The sequence below is a fragment of the Sanguibacter antarcticus genome (assembly GCF_002564005.1).
GTDB classification, from domain to species: Bacteria; Actinomycetota; Actinomycetes; order Actinomycetales; family Cellulomonadaceae; genus Sanguibacter; species Sanguibacter antarcticus.
Genome location: NZ_PDJG01000001.1, coordinates 442,506 through 461,928 on the forward strand (window position 1 = coordinate 442,506; position 19,423 = coordinate 461,928).

The window sequence follows — 19,423 nt, forward strand, 5'->3', positions numbered from 1 at the left end:
CTGGGTGGCGTCCGTGTTCGGGTGAGGGCGGGCGAAATGGCTCCCACCCGCTCATCGTGCCATGTCGAGGCAGAGGCCGGCGGCGTGAAGTGGCAAGATGACGCCATGAAGTCACGTGTGCTGGTGGTTGACGACGACACTGCGCTGGCCGAGATGATCGGGATCGTGCTCAAGACGGAAGGGTTCGACCCGGTGTTCTGCGCCGACGGCGACTCCGCCATCGGGGTGTTCCGGAGCACGGCGCCCGATGTCGTCCTCCTCGACCTCATGCTGCCCGGAAAAGACGGGACCGAGGTCTGTCGGCAGATCCGTGCCGAGTCCGGGGTCCCCATCATCATGCTCACGGCCAAGAGCGACACGGTCGACGTGGTGCTCGGCCTCGAGTCCGGTGCCGACGACTACATCTCCAAGCCGTTCAAGCCCAAGGAGCTCGTCGCGCGCGTCCGTGCACGGCTGCGTCGTACCGACGAGCCGGCACCAGAACGGCTGACCATCGGAGACCTCGAGATCGACGTCACCGGGCACCGCGTGCTGCGCGACGACGCTGCCATCCCGCTGACCCCGCTGGAGTTCGACCTCCTCGTGGCGCTCGCCCGCAAGCCCTGGCAGGTGTTCTCGCGCGAGGTTCTCCTCGAGAAGGTCTGGGGCTACCGGCACGCGGCAGACACGCGGCTGGTCAACGTCCACGTCCAACGGCTGCGGTCGAAGATCGAGCACGACCCCGAGGTGCCCGAGATCGTTCTCACCGTGCGTGGGGTCGGGTACAAGGCAGGCGCCGCAGCGACATGACGAGGTGGGCTCGACGGCTCGCTCGCAGGCCTCGCGGGCTCGGGCTGAGGTTGCGTCGCCGGGCCAGGCGCCTGGTCACCGCGTGGCGGTCGTCCATGCAGCTGCGCGTCATCTCGACCGCGCTGATCGTCGGTCTCGTCGCTGTCGCGCTCCTCAGCGCCTTCTTGGCGAGCACCATCCGTGACGGGCTGTTCGAGCAGCGGGTCGACGATGTGCTCGCGGAGAGCACCCGGTCCACCGTCCAGGCACAGGCGACCTTCAACTCGGCGACGGCGACGAGCACCACGCAGGTCCAGCAGCTCCTCAACGACATGCTTCCCGCGCTCCAGGTCTCCGGGCCTGGTGGCCGGGACGTGTTCCTGCTGCGCTCGAACCGCGACGGCATCCCGTCGTCGGTCCTCGACATCAACACCGCGCCGGAGCTGCGGTCGCTCATCTCGACGGACCTGCGGACGTCGACGGCGGAGTCCGACGGCCAGCGCTGGCAGCCCGTGGCCATCCCGGACGACGCCGGGGTGCTCCCTGGCGTCATGGTCGGGTCGACCGTCGAGGTCCCGGGCTCAGGGACGTTCGAGCTGTACTACCTCTACACCTTGCAGTCCGAAGAGGACACGCTCGCGTTCATGCAGCAGGTGCTCGGCCTCGCAGGGCTCGTGCTCGTGGCGTTCTTGGGCATCATCACGTGGATGGTCACGCGGCAGGCGGTCGCACCGGTCCAGCGGGCGGCCGAGGTGGCGGAGCGTCTCGCGGACGGGCACCTCGACGAGCGTCTCGTCGTGCGAGGGGAAGACGAGATGGCGACCCTCGCCCGGTCGTTCAACGAGATGGCCGAGAGCCTCCAAGACCAGATCCAGCGCCTGGACGACCTCTCGACCGTGCAGCGTCGCTTCGTGTCCGACGTCTCCCACGAGCTGCGCACACCGTTGACGACCGTGCGGATGGCCAGCGAGATGATCTACGAAGGACGAGAGGACTTCGAGCCCGTCGTCAAGCGCTCGGCGGAGCTGCTCGTCAACCAGCTCGACCGCTTCGAGGACCTGCTCGCGGACCTGCTCGAGATCAGCCGCTTCGACGCCGGGGCGGCCGTGCTCGACGCGGAGTCCCACGACCTGCGAGACGTCGTGAACTCGGCCATCGACCAGGCGACGCCGCTCGCCGAGCGCAAGGGCGTCTGGCTGACGGGCGAGTTCGACGACAGCTCCACCTCCGCGGACATCGATCCCCGGCGCGTCGAGCGCATCGTGCGCAACCTGCTCGTCAACGCGATCGAGCACGCCGAAGGAGGCCCTGTCGAGGTCCGGGTCGCGGCGAACGAGACGGCGGTGGCGGTCCGGGTGCGCGACCACGGCGTCGGGCTCGCGCGGGACGAGGTGGGTCACGTCTTCGACCGCTTCTGGCGCGCCGACCCGGCTCGGGCACGGACCTCTGGGGGGACAGGGCTCGGTCTCGCGATCTCCCTCGAGGACGCGCTCCTGCACGGGGGATGGCTCGAGGCGTGGGGGCGCCCCGGCATGGGTGCGTCGTTCCGTCTGACGCTGCCCCGCCGTGCGGGGATCGTCCTCACCGCGTCGCCGATCGACCTCGTCCCGCCGCGCGCGGCCGACGAGACGTCCCCCGGCGAGCGACGGCACGACGAGATCGGTCCGTCGTCCCTGCCAGCCATCCACGACCTGGCCTCGACGCACCCCGCCACCGGCGGGATCCCGGCTCAGGGAGAGAGCACAGTCGAGGTGGAGGTCCAGTGAGCGTGTCGCTGTCCAGGTCAGCGCGCCGTGCACGCACGGCGCTCGCGGTCGTCGCTGCGGTGGCGGTCGCAGCAGGTTGTGCGCAGATCCCGACCTCAGGCCCGGTCCAGCCGGGCGACGTGACGGTCGCCGAGCCGGGTCCGATCTTCTTGCAGGTGTACGGGCCGGCGCTCGACGCGAGCCCGCAGGAGATCGTCCAAGACTTTCTCAGCGCCCAGGCGGCAGGTCTCTACGAAGACTGGGAGACCGCCCGCGAGTACCTCGCGGCGGACACGGCAGCGTCGTGGGAGCCCGGCACGAGCACGGTCGTCTACTCGGGCGACACCGACCTCACGCAGGTCTCGGGCCCGGACCCCGACGCGACGTCGGTCGTCACGGAACCGAGCGACGAGGGCACGGACGCGAGCACGGCGGATCCTGCCGACGAGGCCGAGAGCGACGTGGCGGTCGTCCGGGGGCGCCTCTCGGTCGTGGCGACCCTCGATGCGGCCGGGCGCTTCACCGAGGCACCCGCCGACGCGGCCGAGAACTTCACCTTCTCCCTCGAGCAGCAAGAAGACTCTCAGTGGCGGATCACAGGCGTCGAGGACGTCACGTACATCTCGGTGCCGATCTTCTCGTCGGTCTACCGTGCCACGACCCTGTACTTCCCCACCCTCGACGGCGAGTACCTCGTCCCGGAGGTTCGCTGGTACTCGAAGAGCAATACCGCGACGTATGCGGTGAACGGCTTGCTCGCGGGTCCTTCCGAGTGGCTGCGCGACGCGGTGCGGACCGTCGCTCCGGACGGCACGAGCCTCGTCCTGGACGCTGTGACAGTCGACGAGAGCGGTGTCGCGCGCGTGGACCTCACCCGGGACCTGTTGTCTACGGACGCGGGTGACCGTGCGATGCTCCAGGCGCAGTTCGAGGCTGTGCTGCTGCGCGTCCCGCAGGTGCGCTCGGTCAACATCCTCGTGAACTCGGTGCCGCTGACGGTCGACGAGACCGCGGAACCTGTCCGTGACCCGATCCCTGCCGCGTCTCCGTGGGTGCTCGCCGGAGACGTCCTGAGCCGGGTCCAGGGACGAGCCGTGGAACCCGTGGCCGGCATCGCGCCGCTCACGGACCTTGACCCGACGGCGCTCGCGCTCGACGTGTCCGGCGAGTCCGGTGTCTTGCGGTCGGGGCAGACGTCGATCCGGACGCTCCCCACGACGGCGGACTCGTCGGTGACGCTCCTGACCGGGACGGACCTCCTCGCGCCGTCGATCGATCGTTTCGGGTGGGTGTGGACGGGCGAGCGCGAGACGGGGGCAGGGCTCCAGGCTGTCTCGCGCGGAGGCACGTCGGTCCCGGTCATGGTGGACTGGCTCGCCGGACGCGCGATCGAGTCGGTGCGGGTCTCGCACGAGGGCGCGCGCGTCGTCGTCGTCTCGAGCACCGACGGGGCGACCTACATCGACGTGGCTGCGGTCATCCGAGACGAGTCAGGGGTGCCCCAGCGGCTCTCCGACTCGGTGACGATCGGTGCCGGTGTCCAGGGTGCGAGCCAGGCTGTGTGGATCGACGAGTCTACGGTCGGGGTGCTCGCTGAGGGTGCGTCTGCAGGGGTGTCGACGGTGAACGTCGTCCCGATCTCGGGGCGGACCGAGACGTTGTCGGGCGGCGACGCGGCGGCGACGATCGCTGCTGGGCGCGGGCTGCGGTCGATCTACGTCGCGACGGCTGCGGGCGACCTGCTGAGCCGGGCCTCGACGGGCGCGACCTGGTCCACCATCGCCTCGGATGTCCAGCTCCCGACGTTCCCCGGCTGATCGAGAGACCAGGAGCCTGCCCACAGCGCGCGCAGCGAGGCGAGCGTCCACCCGGAGCGTTCCCTTGCGTGACGCGGCATCGTTCCTCGGTGGAGGCTCTGTGCATGACGTCGTTCCTCCTCCGCGCTCTCGACGACCTCCTCCGTCTTGCCGTGCCGTTGTCGTGCGCCGGGTGCGGGGTCGTCGACGTCGTGCTGTGCCCGAGGTGCTCTGCCCGCCTCGCGGAGCCGCCACGACGTGTCGAGCACGCCGCCCCGCGCCTGGACCGGATGACGGGGATCCCGCAGTGGCCGGTCTGGGCCCTCACCGCGTACACCGGTGAGGTGCGCGACCTCGTCGTCGCGTGGAAGGACCGAGGCCGCACCGACCTGGACGGCCGCCTCCGCGACGCGACGGTGCGTCTCGCCCGGACCACGGCCGAGATCGCCTTGGCCACAGTGCGTCCCGGAGCGGTCGTCCTCGTCGTCCCTGTGCCGTCCACCGCGTCAGCACGCCGTCGCCGCGGGCGGGAGCCGGTCGTGACCCTGGCACGGGCCGTCACCGACGCCCTCGCAGACGTGCCAGGTCGCCCGCGTCGGGGCCGCGTCCGCCTGATCCGTGCGCTCGAGCACCGGCCTCGGGTGCGGGCCGGTGCTCTCGACCAGGTCGGGCTCGGGTCGCGCGCCCGGGGCGGGAACCTCGCCGGAGCCGTGCGCGTGCGCCGCGCTGCACCGTCGCTCCGAGGTGTCGCGTGCGTCCTCGTCGACGACGTCCTCACGACCGGCGCGACGCTCGTGGAGTGCGAGCGTGCGATCCTCGCTGCAGGTGGGAGCGTCGTCGCGGGGCTCGTTCTCGCCGCAACACCTTCACCAACTTCATACCCTGCGGGTGTCCTCTCGATGATGAGCTGATGACAGTTCAGGGTTAGCCTGTAGCCATATCTCGACAGCGTTGGGAGGTGGTATCAGACCGGGCACCCGTCAGGGCGCCGCACAGCTGATTCGACGGGCGCGCAAGCGCCCCCACTCCCTTGGAGGCTCGCATGGAGATCGTTGTCGTCGGTAGGCACACTGAGGTAGCCGATCGTTTTCGCCGACACGTCGAGGACAAGCTCGCGAAGATCGAGCAGCTCGCACCGACCGCACAGCGCGTCGATGTCGAGGTCACTCACGAGAACAACCCCCGCCAGTCAGGTGTTCGTGAACGGGTCGAGCTGACCGTCCGCGACAAGGGACCCGTGATTCGGGCAGAGGCCGCCGCAGACGACAGGTTCGGTGCGCTCGACCTCGCCATGACCAAGCTTTCCGAGCGGCTCCGACGCGCGAACGACCGTCGCAAGAACCGCTTCCGCAACCCGACGCCTGAAGACACGGCCGACGTGCGGCCGTTCGTCCCGACACAGGTGCAAGAGCCTGCCGCACCCACGGCTCCGAGCGATCCCGGCGACACCGTCGAGATCCAGCTGGGGGACTCTCCGGTCGTCATCCGCCAGAAGCTCCACAGCGCGACCCCCATGTCGATCGACGACGCGCTCTACGAGATGGAGATGGTGGGGCACGACTTCTTCCTCTTCATCGACGTCGAGACCTCTCGCCCGTCCGTGGCCTACCGCCGTCGCGGATGGACCTACGGCGTGATCGCGCTCGACGCAGCCTGCGGAGCGGCCTCCACGGCCCCCACCGCGGAGTGACGCCGGAGCGGTCGCGGCACACACCGACCGCTCACGAGCGCACTGCATCCACACCGACGGCGCAGGACCTCAGGTCCTGCGCCGTCGTCGCGCCACGAGCCGTGTCGGTGGCTCGGGAGACGATGGCGTCATGACTCCTGAGCGCACCATGACGCTCGCGCAGGCACGCCGTACCGCCCTCGCGGCGCAGGGGCTCGCCGCTGCTCGCCCCGCTGCGCCGTCGGACAGCCCGAGCGCGCCCGCCCGCCGGGTGACGATGGCGGGGTTCCAGCGGGTCGTCGACCGGCTCGGGCTGCTCCAGATCGACTCCGTCAACGTCCTCGCGCGCGCCCACCTCCTGCCGGTGTACTCCCGCCTCGGACCGTACGACACCGCTCTCCTCGACCGGGCGACGAGCACAGCCCCGCGCCGCCTCGTCGAGTACTGGGGGCACGAGGCCTCCTTCGTCCCGCCGTCGACCTACCGCCTGCTCGAGTGGCGCCAGCGCAGGTACCGGACAGAGGCCTGGGGATCGATCAGCGGAGCGGAGGTGGACCACAGCGGCGAGGTCCGGGAGGTCCGGACGATCGTGCACGAGAGGGGTCCCGTGACCGCCGCTGAGGTCGAGCGGCTGCTCACGTCACGGCACCCCCGGCGTCCCGACGCGTGGGGCTGGAGCTGGAGCGTCGCGAAGCGCGCCCTCGAGTTCTTGTTCTTCACCGGCGAGGTCACGTCGGCAGGACGGAACAACGCCTTCGAGCGTCGGTACGACCTCACCGAGCGGGTGCTCCCACGAGGAGTCCTCGAGGCGCCCCCTGTCACCGACGAGGACGCGGTGCGGGCGCTCGTCGAGATCGGAGCCCGCGCCCACGGGGTCGGGACCGTCCGGTGCTTCGCCGACTACTTCCGCCTGCGAGGCCCCGCACCGCGCCAAGCCGTGCTCGAGCTCGTCGAGGACGGCGTGCTGGTCCCCGTGCAGATCCAGGGCTGGGACCGACCCACGTTCGTTCACCGTGACGCCCGCACGCCCCGCCGCGCCGCAGCGCAGACTCTCCTCAGCCCGTTCGACCCGCTCGTGTTCGAGCGCCGGCGCCTCGCCGAGCTCTTCGGCACGCACTACCGGATCGAGATCTACGTCCCTGCGCACAAGCGGGTGCACGGCTACTACGTGCTCCCGTTCCTCGAAGGTGAGCAGGTCACCGCTCGGGTCGATCTCAAGGCCGACCGCCGGACGGGCACGCTGCGCGTGATGTCGGCGCACCGCGACGAGCCGTGCACCGTGCACACCCCGGCAGCGCTCGCGGCCGAGGTGTCGACGATGGCGCGGTGGCTCGGGATGGAGCAGATCGTGGTCGAGCCCGTGGGTGATCTCGCAGCCGACCTGTCCCGGGAGGTCGCGCTGCTGCGCTGAGAGCATGTCCGCGAAGAGCGAACGAAACGTCCCGGACGTGACTCAGACCACCTCCGCTCGCTTACGATGGACAGTTGTATGCCGTCTGTGCCGCTCGGTACGGACGCCACAGAGCCCAACACTCGAACCGGGAGTACTGCGTGGCTGCGATCTTCGAGAAGGTCCTTCGCTTCGGCGAGGGCCGGATCCTCAAGAAGTTGTCCGGACTGGCCAAGCAGGTCAACGCGCTCGAAGACAGCTTCGAGGCGCTCACCGACGAGGAGCTCCGTGAGGAGACCGACCGGCTCAAGGAGCGGGTCGCCAACGGTGCGACGCTCGACGAGCTGCTCCCGGAAGCCTTCGCCACGGTGCGTGAGGCGTCTCGCCGGACCCTCGGTCAGCGTCACTTCGACGTCCAGCTCATGGGCGGGGCGGCGCTGCACCTCGGGAACATCGCGGAGATGAAGACGGGTGAGGGCAAGACCCTCGTCGCCACGCTCCCGGCCTACCTCAACGCGCTCTCAGGCGAGGGCGTGCACGTCGTCACCGTCAACGACTACCTCGCGCAGTACCAGAGCGACCTCATGGGGCGCGTGTTCCGCTTCCTCGGGATGACCACCGGGTGCATCGTCTCTGGACAGACCCCGGCGGAGCGTCGGGAGCAGTACGCGAAGGACATCACGTACGGCACGAACAACGAGTTCGGCTTCGACTACCTGCGCGACAACATGGCGTGGTCGACGGACGACCTCGTCCAGCGTGGCCACAACTTCGCGATCGTCGACGAGGTCGACTCGATCCTCATCGACGAGGCGCGCACGCCGCTCATCATCTCGGGACCTGCCGCCGGCGACACGAACAAGTGGTACGCCGAGTTCGCCCGGGTCGCACGCCGTCTCGTCGTCGACGAGGACTACGAGGTGGACGAGAAGAAGCGCACCGTCGGGGTGCTGGAGCCAGGCATCGCGAAGGTCGAGGACTACCTCGGCATCGACAACCTCTACGAGTCGCTCAACACGCCGCTCATCGGCTTCCTCAACAACGCGATCCGCGCCAAGGAGCTCTTCCAGCGGGACAAGGACTACGTGGTCCTCAAGGGCGAGGTCCTCATCGTCGACGAGCACACCGGCCGCATCCTTGCCGGTCGTCGGTACAACGAGGGCATGCACCAGGCCATCGAGGCGAAGGAGGGCGTCGCGATCAAGGCGGAGAACCAGACGCTCGCCACCATCACGCTGCAGAACTACTTCCGCCTGTACAACAAGCTGGGCGGCATGACCGGGACCGCCGACACCGAGGCGGCGGAGTTCCAGGGCACCTACCAGCTCGGTGTCGTCCCGATCCCGACCAACCGCGACATGCAGCGCATCGACCAGGCGGACCTCGTCTACAAGAACGAGGACGGCAAGTTCAACGCCGTCGTCGAGGACATCGTCGAGCGTCACGCGAAGGGCCAGCCCGTCCTCGTCGGGACGACGAGCGTCTCGAAGTCTGAGGTCTTGTCCTCCAAGCTCAAGAAGCAGGGCGTCCCGCACGAGGTGCTCAACGCCAAGCAGCACGCGCGCGAGGCCCCGATCATCGCCCAGGCCGGCCGCAAGGGTGCCGTCACGGTCGCGACGAACATGGCTGGTCGAGGCACAGACATCATGCTCGGCGGCAACGCCGAGTTCATGGCGATCGCCGCGCTGCACGAGCGCGGTCTCGACGCGATCGAGTCGCCTGAAGAGTACGAGGCCGCATGGCCTGCTGCTGTCGCCGACGCCAAGAAGGCTGTCGAGGACGAGCACAACGAGGTGAAGGACCTCGGAGGGCTCTACGTCCTGGGTACGGAGCGTCACGAGTCGCGACGCATCGACAACCAGCTCCGTGGACGGTCGGGTCGCCAGGGTGACCCGGGGGAGTCGCGGTTCTACCTGTCGATGCAGGATGACCTCATGCGGCTCTTCGGTTCGGGTCTTGCCGAGACGATGATGCAGCGGGCAGGGTTCCCGGACGACATGCCGCTGGAGTCGAAGATCGTCACGCGTGGCATCGCGAGCGCGCAGGGCCAGGTCGAGGGCCGCAACTTCGAGATCCGCAAGAACGTCCTCAAGTACGACGACGTCTTGTCTCGCCAGCGCACGGTCATCTACGACGAGCGTCGCCGGGTGCTCGACGGCGAGGACATGCGCGAGCAGGTCCAGCACTTCATCACGGACGTCCTCACCGCATACGTCGAGGGCGCGACGAGCGTGGGGCACCCGGACAGCTGGGACCTCGACGCCCTGTGGACGGCGCTCAAGGCGGTCTACCCCGTGTCGATCGAGGTCGACGAGGTCGTCGAGCAGGCGGAGGGGCGTGACGGTCTCACGCACGAGCTCATCCTCGAGGAGATCCTCTCGGACGCCCGGCTCGCTTACACGGCTCGCGAGACGGATCTCGGCGAGGCGAGCATGCGGCAGCTCGAGCGCCGGGTGGTTCTCTCGGTCCTCGACCGCAAGTGGCGCGAGCACCTCTACGAGATGGACTACCTCAAGGAGGGGATCGGCCTGCGTGCGATGGCACAGCGCGACCCGCTCATCGAGTACCAGCGCGAGGGGTTCATGCTCTTCCAGGCGATGACGGAGGCGATCAAGGAGGAGTCCGTCGGCTTCCTCTACAACCTCGAGGTCAAGGTCCAGCCCGCAGGGCCGGTCGTCAACGCGTCGGGTGCTGCTACCGCTGGTGGGTCGGCTGCAGCCCGCGCACTCGGTGCGTCGAGCACGAGGGGCCCCGCTGCGGAGCCTGTGCTCGTGGCGAAGGGGCTCGAGGGGCCTGACCGTGCGATCCCGTTGAGCTACACCGCTCCGAGCGAAGACGGGGTCGGTCCGGTGACGGCGACTCCTGGCGTGGGAGGCCCCGACGACGAGACGGCACCTGCTGACGCGGTCAACCGCGAGTCGCGTCGCCGGGCGGCGAAGCAGAACAAGAAGCCCTGACGCACGGATCGCGACGTCGGTCTGCACGACCCCGTAGGGGCGCCTCCTGATCTCTCGGGAGGCGCCCCTACGGCCTCGAGCGTGCGGTGCCCGGCCTGTCATCCGATCTCGAGGACGACCACGCGCCAGCGGCCACGGTGCTCCTCGACCCGGACCGCAGCAGCGCGGACCCGGTCGACGTCGTCGACCACGACGGTCGCCTCGGCGACCCCCGGAGCGATCCGGACGACGCGTGCACGCCGGACCCGGGACCGGAGCTGCCGCTCCTGGTTCGCGGGGAGCGACCCGGCTGCGCGACGTCGAGCCGCGACCCGGACCTGTGCCCGGGCGTGGAGGGCGTCGAAGATCTCGGGGGACACCGACCGTGCGAGCTGTGTCAGCGGGCGGATGCCCCGGAGCGACTCGATCGCGGCGTGCGCGACCGCGCAGCAGAGCGCGGTGGGATCGCCGAGCTCTGCTGGCGGCCTGATGCCTGACTCGTCGCGCGCCGGGAGCGGTCCGGCTGCTGCGTGGCTGAACTCGCGGGGGCCTGCAGGGCGGCGGGTCCGTGGGGTGAGCATCGCTGTCGCGGTCGCGAAGTCGGCGCGGCGCGGCGCAGGCGGAACGACCGCTCTCTGGACGCTCGTTGTGGATCGGTCGGCTGCGGGTCGGTCGGCGGTCGTTCCGCGGGCTGGGGCAGGCCGGACGGTCGGCCGGAGTGCAGGTGCGGTCATCGGAGATCTCCTTCAGGGATGGCAGGACTGTGCGCGGGGTCGGGGACAGGCGTCATGGGGCCGTCAGGTCGGGTGGGGCGACGAGCTGTTGACCGACGAGGATCACGTTCGGGTCGGCACCGATCGTCTGTGCGTTGGCTGCGTGCACGGTGGGCCACGCTGCGGCGATCTGTGCGTCGCTGGCCTCGGGGCCGAGGAGGTCTCCGGTGATCGACCAGAGCGTGTCTCCGCTGGCGACGGTGACGGTCGTCGAGGCGGGTGTCATGTCCTCGGTGGGCAGGAGAGCGTCTGATGGTCCTGCTGGAGACGTCGTCAGGTTGTTCTCGACAGGTGTCTCGGGCGTGCTCTGTCCGGTCGAGACCCAGCCGAGGTCCGGGATCGGCTCGGCAGCGACGGCTGGTCCGGCCGTGAGGACGAGCCCTGCGCCGATCCCGGCGACCGCGAGGCGTCGGACGGCGGACGGCGCGACAGCGCGGACGAACGAGACGAGGAGGGCGCTCTGCAGCCCTGCGGCGTGAGCGAGGAGCACGACGGTCACGAGCACCAGGCTCAGGCTCCACCATGCGGCGACCACGCAGCCGATACCGAGAAGAGGCACCTCGACGAGCGGCGCGAGGGTGCTCGCCGTCGGTGACCCAGACTGCAGGACGGCGAGGTCGAGAGACGCGCTCGTCGTGACGAGCCGTGCAGCGAGCGCGAGGGTCACGAGCCCGAGAGCGATGGAGCCGCCTGCGGCCTTCGCGAGCGAGGTGCGATCGATCGCGACGGACGGGGTAGAGCGGCTCTTCATAGCTCTCCGTAGTTGTTTGATGCAGTTTGATAGTGGCTGACGTTGATGAGTATAGCCTGATGGTTTTAGAGGGTGTCCATAGAGGTTGGCCGGTTGTGTATAGCGGGCGGGGTCACGTGCCGCGACGCCGAGCTCGACATACCCGTGCCTATATGGCTTAGGCTAGGGCCTGCTCTATGTAGGATTCATGTCGAGACAGAGGATGTGGGCCGTGGTCCGCGCAGGCATCACGACGGAGCGGGTTGCACTCGCAGGCGCCGAGCTGGCCGACGAGATCGGCTTCGACCGTGTCACCGTGGCTGAGGTCGCACGCCGATTCGGTGTGAAGACCGCGAGCCTCTACTCGCACGTCACCAGCAGTGCCGACCTGAGCCAGAACATCACCCTCCTGGCGCTCGAGGAGATGGCGGACCGCGCCGCCGACGCGGTCGCCGGCCGATCCCGCCTAGATGCTCTCGCCGGTCTCGCGAACGCGTATCGCGACTACGCAAGAGAGCACCCTGGCCGGTTCGCGGCCACGTTGGCTGCGCTAGACCCCGAGATCGTGGCGACGAGCGCCGGACCACGCCACGCGCGACTCATCGAAGCAGTCCTGCACGGTTACGAGCTCGACCGCACAGCACAGGTCCACGCGATCCGGATGCTGGGCAGCGTGGTGCGAGGATTCATCACGCTGGAGATGAGCGGAAGCTTTGCGCACAGCGAGCCCGACCCCGGCGAGAGCTGGACGGCCACCATCGAGGCACTCCACGCCCTGCTCTGCAGCTGGCCAACAGCTGACGTCACCTGACCCTTCGACGAATGGACGAAACATGACCGCCCGCAGTCTGACGGCCGTCCCTCTCACCAGCAGCCTCGTCCGTGGAGCCGCCGAGCTCCGTCGGACCGAGCACGGCGTCGTCCCCCACCGGCTACCGGGGTGGGCCCGCGCCCAGTGCACCGATCCACAGCTGGCGATGGTGGAGTCCCAGCCGTCTGGTGTGCACCTCGCCTTCCGCACGGCGGCGACAGAGATCGAGCTTGATCTCCGCCGGTCGCGGACCACGTTCGCAGGCATTCCAGCACGGCCCGACGGTGCCATCGACCTCGTCATCGACGGCGTCGTCGTCTCGCAGGCCGCGACGACGGGGGGCACCACGGTCACGTTCGACATGTCGACGGGAGGGTCTACGACCGAGGTCGGTCCACTGAGCACAGCCCGGTTCGCCGACCTGCCGGAGGTCCTGAAGAACGTCGAGATCTGGCTGCCGCACAACGAGACCATCGAGCTCCTCGAGCTCCGCAGCAACTCGGTCGTCGAGCCAGGACCCGCCCACCCTCGACCCGTGTGGATGCACCACGGCAGCTCGATCAGCCATGGGTCGAGCGCCACCCGCCCCACAGGGATCTGGCCAGTCGTCGCAGCACGCCTCGCGGATGTCCAGCTGGTCAACCTCGGGTTCGGCGGGGGCGCGTTGCTCGACCCGTTCGTCGCCCGGACGATCCGCGACTCCCCGGTCGACCTCGTCAGCGTGAAGATCGGCATCAACCTCGTGAACACCGATCTCATGCGCCTACGAGCGTTCGGTCCCGCGGTGCACGGATTCCTCGACACCATCCGCGACGGCCACCCCACCGCTCCGCTGCTCGTCGTCTCGCCGATCTGGTGCGCGATCCACGAGGACACCCCCGGGCCGGGCGCGTTCGACCTCGACGCGCTCGCGCAGGGGATGCTCCGCTTTCGTGCCACAGGCGACCCCGCTGATCGTGCTGCTGGGAAGCTCACCCTGGACGTCATCCGAGCTGAGCTGGCCCGCATCGTGACGGAGCGGCGGACCACGGACCCCCATCTGCAGTACCTCGACGGACGACAGCTCTACGGCGAGATGGATTCCGCGGCTCATCCACTCCCTGATGCGCTCCATCCCGATGCGCCGACGCATCAGCTCATCGGCGAGAGGTTTGCACGATCGGTCCTCCGGACCGATCCCTTGTCGTGGTCACTCTGACCTGAGCGAGATCGACGCACCTCTTCGCAGAGTGCGCCAGCGCAGCTGCCAGGCAGGTCACCCGGCGTATCGTCCTGTGGACAACGAGCCCTCCGGCCGGGGATCCGGGCGACAGTGGCGCATGCGATGGGAGATGTTGTTCGCCGATCTGGCCGGCCAGCTCACGGTGGCGCAGGCGCTCGAGCTGGACTCCGCCGTCGCGGACCTCACCAGGGCAGAGACGGCGACGATCACCCTCGAGGACAGGCTCCGGGCTGTCGTGGGTCGTCCGCTGCACCTTCTGCTCGACGCAGGCCTCGACCTGCAGGGCGAGCTGCGAGAGGCTGCGTCGGAGTGGTTGCTGCTCGTGGTGTCCGGGCGAGAGGTGATCGTGCCGCTGCGTGCGGTCGAGTCAGTCCGCGGCCTCGGGGTGCGAGCAGCCCCCGGAGCCGGTGGCCCAGGGCAAGGGCGAGCGCCGAGCATCCTGAGCCTCGGTCACGCGCTGCGCGGGATCTCCCGCGACCGCACCGTCGTCCGGGTGCGGACGCCGCACAGGGAGTACGTCGGGCGCATCAACCGGGTGGGTCGAGATCACCTCGACGTCGCGGCAGTACCGCTCGACGGGCGGGGTGGAGGCGCTCCGGCTGACGTCGTCGTCATCGCGGTCTCGTCGATCGCTCACGTGAGCGCGACGTGACTACTCCTCGAAGCCGCCTGCGTCGACCTTCGCGCGCGTCTGGGCATACATCCGCTGGATGTACGCCTCGAGCTCGGTCGTCTCGACGCGCCACTGGCCTCGACCACCGACCTGGATCGCAGGCAGGTCACCACCACGCACGAGGGCGTACGCCTGGGCGGCGGAGATGTTCAACGCCTCGGTGACGTCAGCGAGCGTAAGGAACCTGGGCATGATCCAAGTTTTGCACGTTCCGGGGGTCCGCCACCCGTCATCCACAGGCAGTGTGCATCCGCGCCTCGATCCGGGCAAGATGTGCACGGTTCGGTGCAGCCTCCCTGCACCACGTGCTCGCGACGATGGGACTCTTACCGATGCTTGAACGCTCGAGCGGATCCTCCGATCTGCCCAGCCCCAGCGCGCCACGGCTGCGCCGCCCAGGGTGGCGCGACCCCCGCCTGGCCTTCGGGCTGCTCCTCGTCGCTGGTTCGGTCGCCCTCGGGTCGTGGGCGGTCTCGAGCGCAGGGCAGACCGTCGCCGTCTACGCTGTCGCCCAGACCGCCACCCCAGGCGACGTGCTGACGTCGGCAGACCTCGTGTCGCTCGACGTCCGGCTGGGGGCAGACGCGTCCAGGTACTTCCTCGTGAGCGACCCGCTGCCCGAGACACTGGTCGCCCTGCGTCCCGTGGGCGAGCGCGAGCTCCTCTCGAGGTCGTCGGTGGGATCGGGTGAGGCGCTCGAGTTCCGCTCCGTGGCGGTGCCGGTGGCGCAGAGCCTGTCGTCCAAGGTCGTCGCAGGCAGCGTCGTCGACCTGTGGTGGGTTCCTGCCGAGGCACAGGGCTCCCCGGTCGGCGCACTACCCGTCGAGCAGGGCGCGGCGAGCGTGCCGTCGCTGCTCGCCGACGGGCTAGTCGTCGCAGAGCTCGAAAAGACCGGTGGGAGCGGGCTCCTCACGAGCGGCGCCCCGACGGTCCAGGTGCTCGTCCCGACGAAAGACCTCGCGGAGATCCTCGGCGCGCTCGCCGGCGACGGTACCGTCGCGATCATGCCCGTCCCGGGCTTCGACCGATGAGCCCCGGCGCCTTCGACCAGCCAGAGAGCCCCGCTCGACGCGAGTCGACGGTCCTCTGCTCCGTCCGGGGCGCGCTGGAGGGCCACGTCGTCGGGATCCTTGCGACGGCCGCCGACCTCAACGTCACACGGCGGTGCGCCGACGTCGCCGAGCTCCTCGCCGCGTCCGCCTCGGGGCTCGGGATGGTCGCGGTCGTCTCGGGCGACCTCGTCGGCCTCGACCGGGCTGTCGTCGCGGCGCTGCACACGGACGGCGTCCGTGTCATCGGGATCCTCGACACGACGGACGACAGCCAGGCAGAACGTATGGCCGCGCTCGGCGTCGATGCGGTCCTCGACGCGGGGCTGGTCGCCGAGACGCTCGTGTCCTCCGTCCGCGCGCTGGCGTCGACGACCGTCCGCCACGAGGAGCCCAGCCCGTCGTTCGACAGGCGAGGAACCGCCGACGGCTGGGGCAGCGAGAGAGCCGACGACGCCTGGGGCCGGCCGAGCCCGCACCAGGACGACGACGCACAGGCGACCGACCCTCGCCCTGGGCGACGCGGTCGCATCGTCGCTGTCTGGGGCCCGACCGGCGCACCTGGTCGCTCCACCATCGCCTTCAACATCGCGTCGGAGCTCGTCACGACAGCGAAGAGCCGTCGGTCGGCCAAAGGCGGACGAGCGAGAGCCGCAGCCGAGGGCGAGGACGTCGGTGCCAGCGGTCGCGAGACGTCGCTGCTCGTCGATGCCGACACGTACTCGGGGTCCCTCGCGCAGATCGCCGGGCTGCTCGACGAGTCCTCGGGCATCGCCGCCGCCTGCCGCGCCGTGGGCCAAGGAGCGCTCGACCCCGCTCTGCTCGCTCGGCTCTCACCGGAGATCTCGCCGCGGCTGCGCGTCCTGACCGGGATCGCCCGGGCCTCGCGGTGGCCAGAGGTGTCCGAGGTCGCGCTCGACGTCGTCTGGGAAGGGTGCCGTGAGATCGCCGACTGGACCGTCGTCGACTGCGGCTTCAGCGTCGAGCGTGACGAGATGCTCTCCTACGACACGAGAGCACCGCAGCGGAACGGTGCCACGCTCAGTGCGCTCGGCGCGGCCGACGTCGTCGTCGTGGTGGGCGGTGCCGATCCCGTCGGGGTGCAACGCCTCGTCCGCGCCCTGGACGACCTGCGGGAGTCGGGCGCTGCCGACACAGCCGAGCGCATCGTCGTGGTCAACAGGGTCCGCGCGTCAGCGGCCGGTGCCAACCCGTCCTCTGCGCTGCGCGACGCGCTCTACCGGTACGCGAGCGTCAACGACGCCGTCCTCGTTCCCGACGACCAGCCGGCGTGCGACGGAGCGCTCCTTGCCGGTCGCACCCTGGCCGAGCACGCACCCGCGTCAGCACCGCGCCGGGCGATCCGGTCGCTCGCCGACCGCGTGCGTGCCACCGCAGCCCCCTCTGATGGTGCGACGCCCGAGAAGCAAGGTGCGACCTCGCCCGCCGGTCGGCCGGTGGCACACTAGGCCTATGCGCCTCTACCTCCCCGCGACCCTCGACGAGCTCGACGCCCTGCACAAGGGCACCATGACCGTCGAGCCTCGACGGGCCCACGCAGCCACGCAGTCCCTCGCCGCCGCGCTCGCCGACGAGGACGTGACCGACGTCGAAGAGGTGGAGTTCGAGGCTCAGCTCGCTGCTGCAGACGACTCGGTGCTCGCCATCGCCGCGAAGCCCTCGGTCGCATGGCTGCGCGTGGTCCTGTCGGTCGATGTTCCGGACTCCCTCGTCCGCCCGTCTGTGCCGCTGGCGGGGGAGGCTCCCGAGGACGTGCCTCTGAGCGCCGTCGACGTGACGGAGCGCGTCACCGGGGTCGTCGTGGTGTGCGCCCACGTGGACGAGCCCGAGGCCGCGTCCGACGTCCAGGCTGTCCTCGGTGGCGACGAGGACGCGATGGAGCGGCTGGTCGAGCGGGACCTGCTCTGGTACGACGCGTCAGAGCTCGGGGCGATCCCGCGCTGAGAGCACTGCGAGCGCGCCGTCGTGGAGCAGCCCGTTGCTCACGAGCGCATTGCCGCCGTGGGGGCCGTCGACTCCGTCGAGCGACGTGAACCGGCCACCGGCCTCCGTGACGATCGGCACGAGCGCAGCCATGTCGTAGAGCTCGAGCTCGGGCTCGAGCGCCAGGTCGACCGCGCCTTCTGCGACGAGCATGTAGGACCAGAAGTCGCCGTAGGCGCGGGTGCGCCACGCCTGCCGGGACAGGTTGAGGAAGCCGGGGAGCATCCCGCGCTCCTCCCACCCGCTGAGGCTCGAGTACGAGATCGACGCGTCGGCGATGCTGCTCACGCCGGAGACCCGCAGCCGTGTCGCGTGAGCGAGCGACCGACCGGTCCAGGCGCCGGTGCCACGCGCAGCCCACCAGCGACGCCCGAGCGCGGGGGCGCTGACGACCCCGACGACGATCTCGTCACCGTCGGCGAGCGCGATGAGCGTCGCCCAGACAGGCACGCCGCGCACGAAGTTCTTGGTGCCGTCGATCGGGTCGACGATCCATCGCCGTGAGCCGTGACCGGTGGTCCCGAACTCTTCGCCGACGATCGCGTCTCGCCCTCGGGAGCGGCTGAGCTGTCCACGGATGATCTCTTCCGCGCTGCGGTCCGCGTCGGTGACGGGGGTGCTGTCCGGTTTCGACTCGACGTGGAGATCGAGCGCCTTGAACCGGGACATCGTCAGGGAGTCGACCTGGTCCGCGATGACGAGGGCAAGGCGGAGGTCGTCGTCGTACTGCGCGCGCGTCGTCATGCCTCCCACGGTAGCGCTGCGGTGCCCCGACCAGCGACAAGGCGCGGCGACGCACGGTGATCGTCAGCGCGCAGGCTACGACCGTGCGGCGAGCAGCCGTCGGAACGAGTCGACGCGCGCTGCACGTGCGGTCTGCACGACGAGGTCGTCCGTGGCGGCGGCGATCCAGGTGTCGAGCTCGCAGTCGGGCGAACCGTCGAGGTGGGTGCACCCGCGAGGGCACTCGGCTGCGACGTCCGCGAGGTCGTCGAACGCGGTGAGGAGGTTCTCGATCTGGACGTGGGCGAGCCCGAACGACCGCACCCCGGGGGTGTCGATGACCCAGCCGCGTGCGCCCTCGTGCTCGGGCAGCCGGAGCGCGACCGCGGAGGTCGACGTCTGCCGGCCGCGTCCGGTGACGTCGTTGACGACCCCGACGGTGCGGCGCGCACCGGGCACGAGCGCGTTGACGAGCGTCGACTTGCCGACGCCCGAGTGGCCGACGAAGACGGAGGTCCGCCCCGACAGCGCCTTCTGGACGTCAGGGAGCGGGGTGATCTCTCCGGTGGGGGAGCGGTGCGTCGTCACCACCGAGACCCCGATGGGCTCGTAGAGCGCCTTGAGCGCGTCGGGCGAGGCCAGGTCCGACTTCGTGAGGCACAGGAGCACGTCCATGCCGGCGTCGTAGGCAGCCACGACGCACCGGTCGATCATCCGTGTCCGTGGCTCGGGGTCAGCGAGGGCAGTGACGATGACGAGCTGGTCGGCGTTCGCGACGATGATCCGCTCGTACGGGTCGGTGTCGTCTGCTGTGCGTCGCAGGACGGTCGACCGCTCTGTGATGCGCACGATGCGCGCGAGAGTCCCGTCGTCCCCGGTGGTGTCGCCCACCATGTCGACGTGGTCACCGCAGACCACCCGCTGGCGTGTGAGCTCGCGTGCTTTCATCGCGATGATGCTGTGCTCGTCCGGGAGGTTCTCGTCGATGAGGACGGTGTAGCGGCCGCGATCGACGCCGGTGACGAGCCCGGTGAGGGCGTCGTCGTGGTCGGGACGGGTCTTGGTGCGCGGGCGTGACCCGCGCTTGCTCGGTCGTTGACGGAAGTCGGACTCGTCGATCGGACGACGGGACAC

General features: G+C 69.8%; 18 protein-coding genes. 13 read left to right on the forward strand and 5 right to left on the reverse strand.

What is annotated here, in order from left to right; genetic code table 11:
* Window positions 1–105: 105 nt before the first annotated feature.
* The 7 genes from mtrA to secA all read left to right on the forward strand — a co-directional run bounded on the left by mtrA (window position 106) and on the right by secA (window position 10,325).
* Window positions 106–789, forward strand: coding sequence for an MtrAB system response regulator MtrA (mtrA, locus tag ATL42_RS01985; protein ID WP_098453919.1), 684 nt, complete (start codon window positions 106–108; stop codon window positions 787–789).
* Window positions 786–2,534 carry an MtrAB system histidine kinase MtrB gene (gene mtrB / locus ATL42_RS01990; RefSeq protein WP_245862002.1) on the forward strand — a complete coding sequence of 583 codons (1,749 nt, stop codon included), beginning with the start codon at window positions 786–788 and terminating at the stop codon, window positions 2,532–2,534. Before mtrA ends, mtrB begins: the two co-directional genes overlap by 4 nt.
* Window positions 2,531–4,330 (forward strand): LpqB family beta-propeller domain-containing protein, encoded by a 1,800-nt coding sequence (locus ATL42_RS01995; RefSeq protein ID WP_098453921.1) that lies wholly within the window; start codon window positions 2,531–2,533, stop codon window positions 4,328–4,330. Before mtrB ends, ATL42_RS01995 begins: the two co-directional genes overlap by 4 nt.
* A 104-nt stretch (window positions 4,331–4,434) precedes the next feature.
* Window positions 4,435–5,220 (forward strand): ComF family protein, encoded by a 786-nt coding sequence (locus ATL42_RS02000; RefSeq protein WP_098453922.1) that lies wholly within the window; start codon window positions 4,435–4,437, stop codon window positions 5,218–5,220.
* A 131-nt stretch (window positions 5,221–5,351) separates the two neighbouring features.
* Window positions 5,352–5,999, forward strand: coding sequence for a ribosome hibernation-promoting factor, HPF/YfiA family (gene hpf, locus ATL42_RS02005; protein WP_098453923.1), 648 nt, complete (start codon window positions 5,352–5,354; stop codon window positions 5,997–5,999).
* Window positions 6,000–6,129: 130 nt separating this feature from the next.
* Window positions 6,130–7,389, forward strand: a complete 1,260-nt coding sequence (locus ATL42_RS02010; RefSeq protein ID WP_098453924.1) for a winged helix-turn-helix domain-containing protein — start codon at window positions 6,130–6,132, stop codon at window positions 7,387–7,389.
* Window positions 7,390–7,529: 140 nt separating this feature from the next.
* On the forward strand, window positions 7,530–10,325 hold the full coding sequence (gene secA / locus ATL42_RS02015) for a preprotein translocase subunit SecA (RefSeq protein WP_098453925.1): 2,796 nt from the start codon (window positions 7,530–7,532) through the stop codon (window positions 10,323–10,325).
* A 98-nt stretch (window positions 10,326–10,423) separates the two neighbouring features.
* Here the strand turns inward: secA and ATL42_RS02020 are convergent, their stop codons facing one another.
* Both ATL42_RS02020 and ATL42_RS02025 read right to left on the reverse strand, forming a co-directional pair.
* Window positions 10,424–11,038, reverse strand: a complete 615-nt coding sequence (locus ATL42_RS02020; protein WP_098453926.1) for an Rv3235 family protein — start codon at window positions 11,036–11,038, stop codon at window positions 10,424–10,426.
* Window positions 11,039–11,090: 52 nt separating this feature from the next.
* Complete coding sequence (locus ATL42_RS02025) at window positions 11,091–11,828, reverse strand: LysM peptidoglycan-binding domain-containing protein (RefSeq protein ID WP_098453927.1); 738 nt, start codon at window positions 11,826–11,828, stop codon at window positions 11,091–11,093.
* Window positions 11,829–12,015: 187 nt separating this feature from the next.
* On the opposite strand from ATL42_RS02025, the gene ATL42_RS02030 reads away from it, so the two are divergent.
* From ATL42_RS02030 to ATL42_RS02040, 3 genes are all read left to right on the forward strand, one after another.
* Entirely contained in the window at window positions 12,016–12,618 is a 603-nt protein-coding gene (locus tag ATL42_RS02030) for a TetR/AcrR family transcriptional regulator (RefSeq protein WP_245862006.1), read from the forward strand.
* 22 nt (window positions 12,619–12,640) lie between these two features.
* Window positions 12,641–13,816, forward strand: coding sequence for an SGNH/GDSL hydrolase family protein (locus tag ATL42_RS02035; protein ID WP_098453928.1), 1,176 nt, complete (start codon window positions 12,641–12,643; stop codon window positions 13,814–13,816).
* A gap of 121 nt (window positions 13,817–13,937) precedes the next feature.
* Window positions 13,938–14,492, forward strand: coding sequence for a hypothetical protein (locus ATL42_RS02040; protein ID WP_098453929.1), 555 nt, complete (start codon window positions 13,938–13,940; stop codon window positions 14,490–14,492).
* Here ATL42_RS02040 and ATL42_RS02045 read toward each other — a convergent pair whose 3' ends face one another.
* On the reverse strand, window positions 14,493–14,705 hold the full coding sequence (locus ATL42_RS02045) for a helix-turn-helix domain-containing protein (protein ID WP_425443173.1): 213 nt from the start codon (window positions 14,703–14,705) through the stop codon (window positions 14,493–14,495). It lies immediately after the preceding gene.
* Between the two features lie 140 nt (window positions 14,706–14,845).
* On the opposite strand from ATL42_RS02045, the gene ATL42_RS02050 reads away from it, so the two are divergent.
* From ATL42_RS02050 to ATL42_RS02060, 3 genes are read left to right on the forward strand one after another with little or no spacing between them, the layout of a single operon-like run.
* Window positions 14,846–15,544, forward strand: coding sequence for a hypothetical protein (locus tag ATL42_RS02050; protein WP_098453930.1), 699 nt, complete (start codon window positions 14,846–14,848; stop codon window positions 15,542–15,544).
* On the forward strand, window positions 15,541–17,031 hold the full coding sequence (locus tag ATL42_RS02055; protein WP_143556677.1) for a CpaE/TadZ family protein: 1,491 nt from the start codon (window positions 15,541–15,543) through the stop codon (window positions 17,029–17,031). Before ATL42_RS02050 ends, ATL42_RS02055 begins: the two co-directional genes overlap by 4 nt.
* Before the next feature lie 4 nt (window positions 17,032–17,035).
* On the forward strand, window positions 17,036–17,527 hold the full coding sequence (locus ATL42_RS02060; protein ID WP_098453931.1) for a DUF6912 family protein: 492 nt from the start codon (window positions 17,036–17,038) through the stop codon (window positions 17,525–17,527).
* Here the strand turns inward: ATL42_RS02060 and hisN are convergent.
* Entirely contained in the window at window positions 17,501–18,310 is an 810-nt protein-coding gene (gene hisN, locus ATL42_RS02065; RefSeq protein ID WP_098453932.1) for a histidinol-phosphatase, read from the reverse strand. The two genes, ATL42_RS02060 and hisN, sit on opposite strands and share 27 nt — an antisense overlap.
* Before the next feature lie 75 nt (window positions 18,311–18,385).
* On the reverse strand, window positions 18,386–19,423 hold the full coding sequence (gene rsgA / locus ATL42_RS02070) for a ribosome small subunit-dependent GTPase A (RefSeq protein WP_098453933.1): 1,038 nt from the start codon (window positions 19,421–19,423) through the stop codon (window positions 18,386–18,388).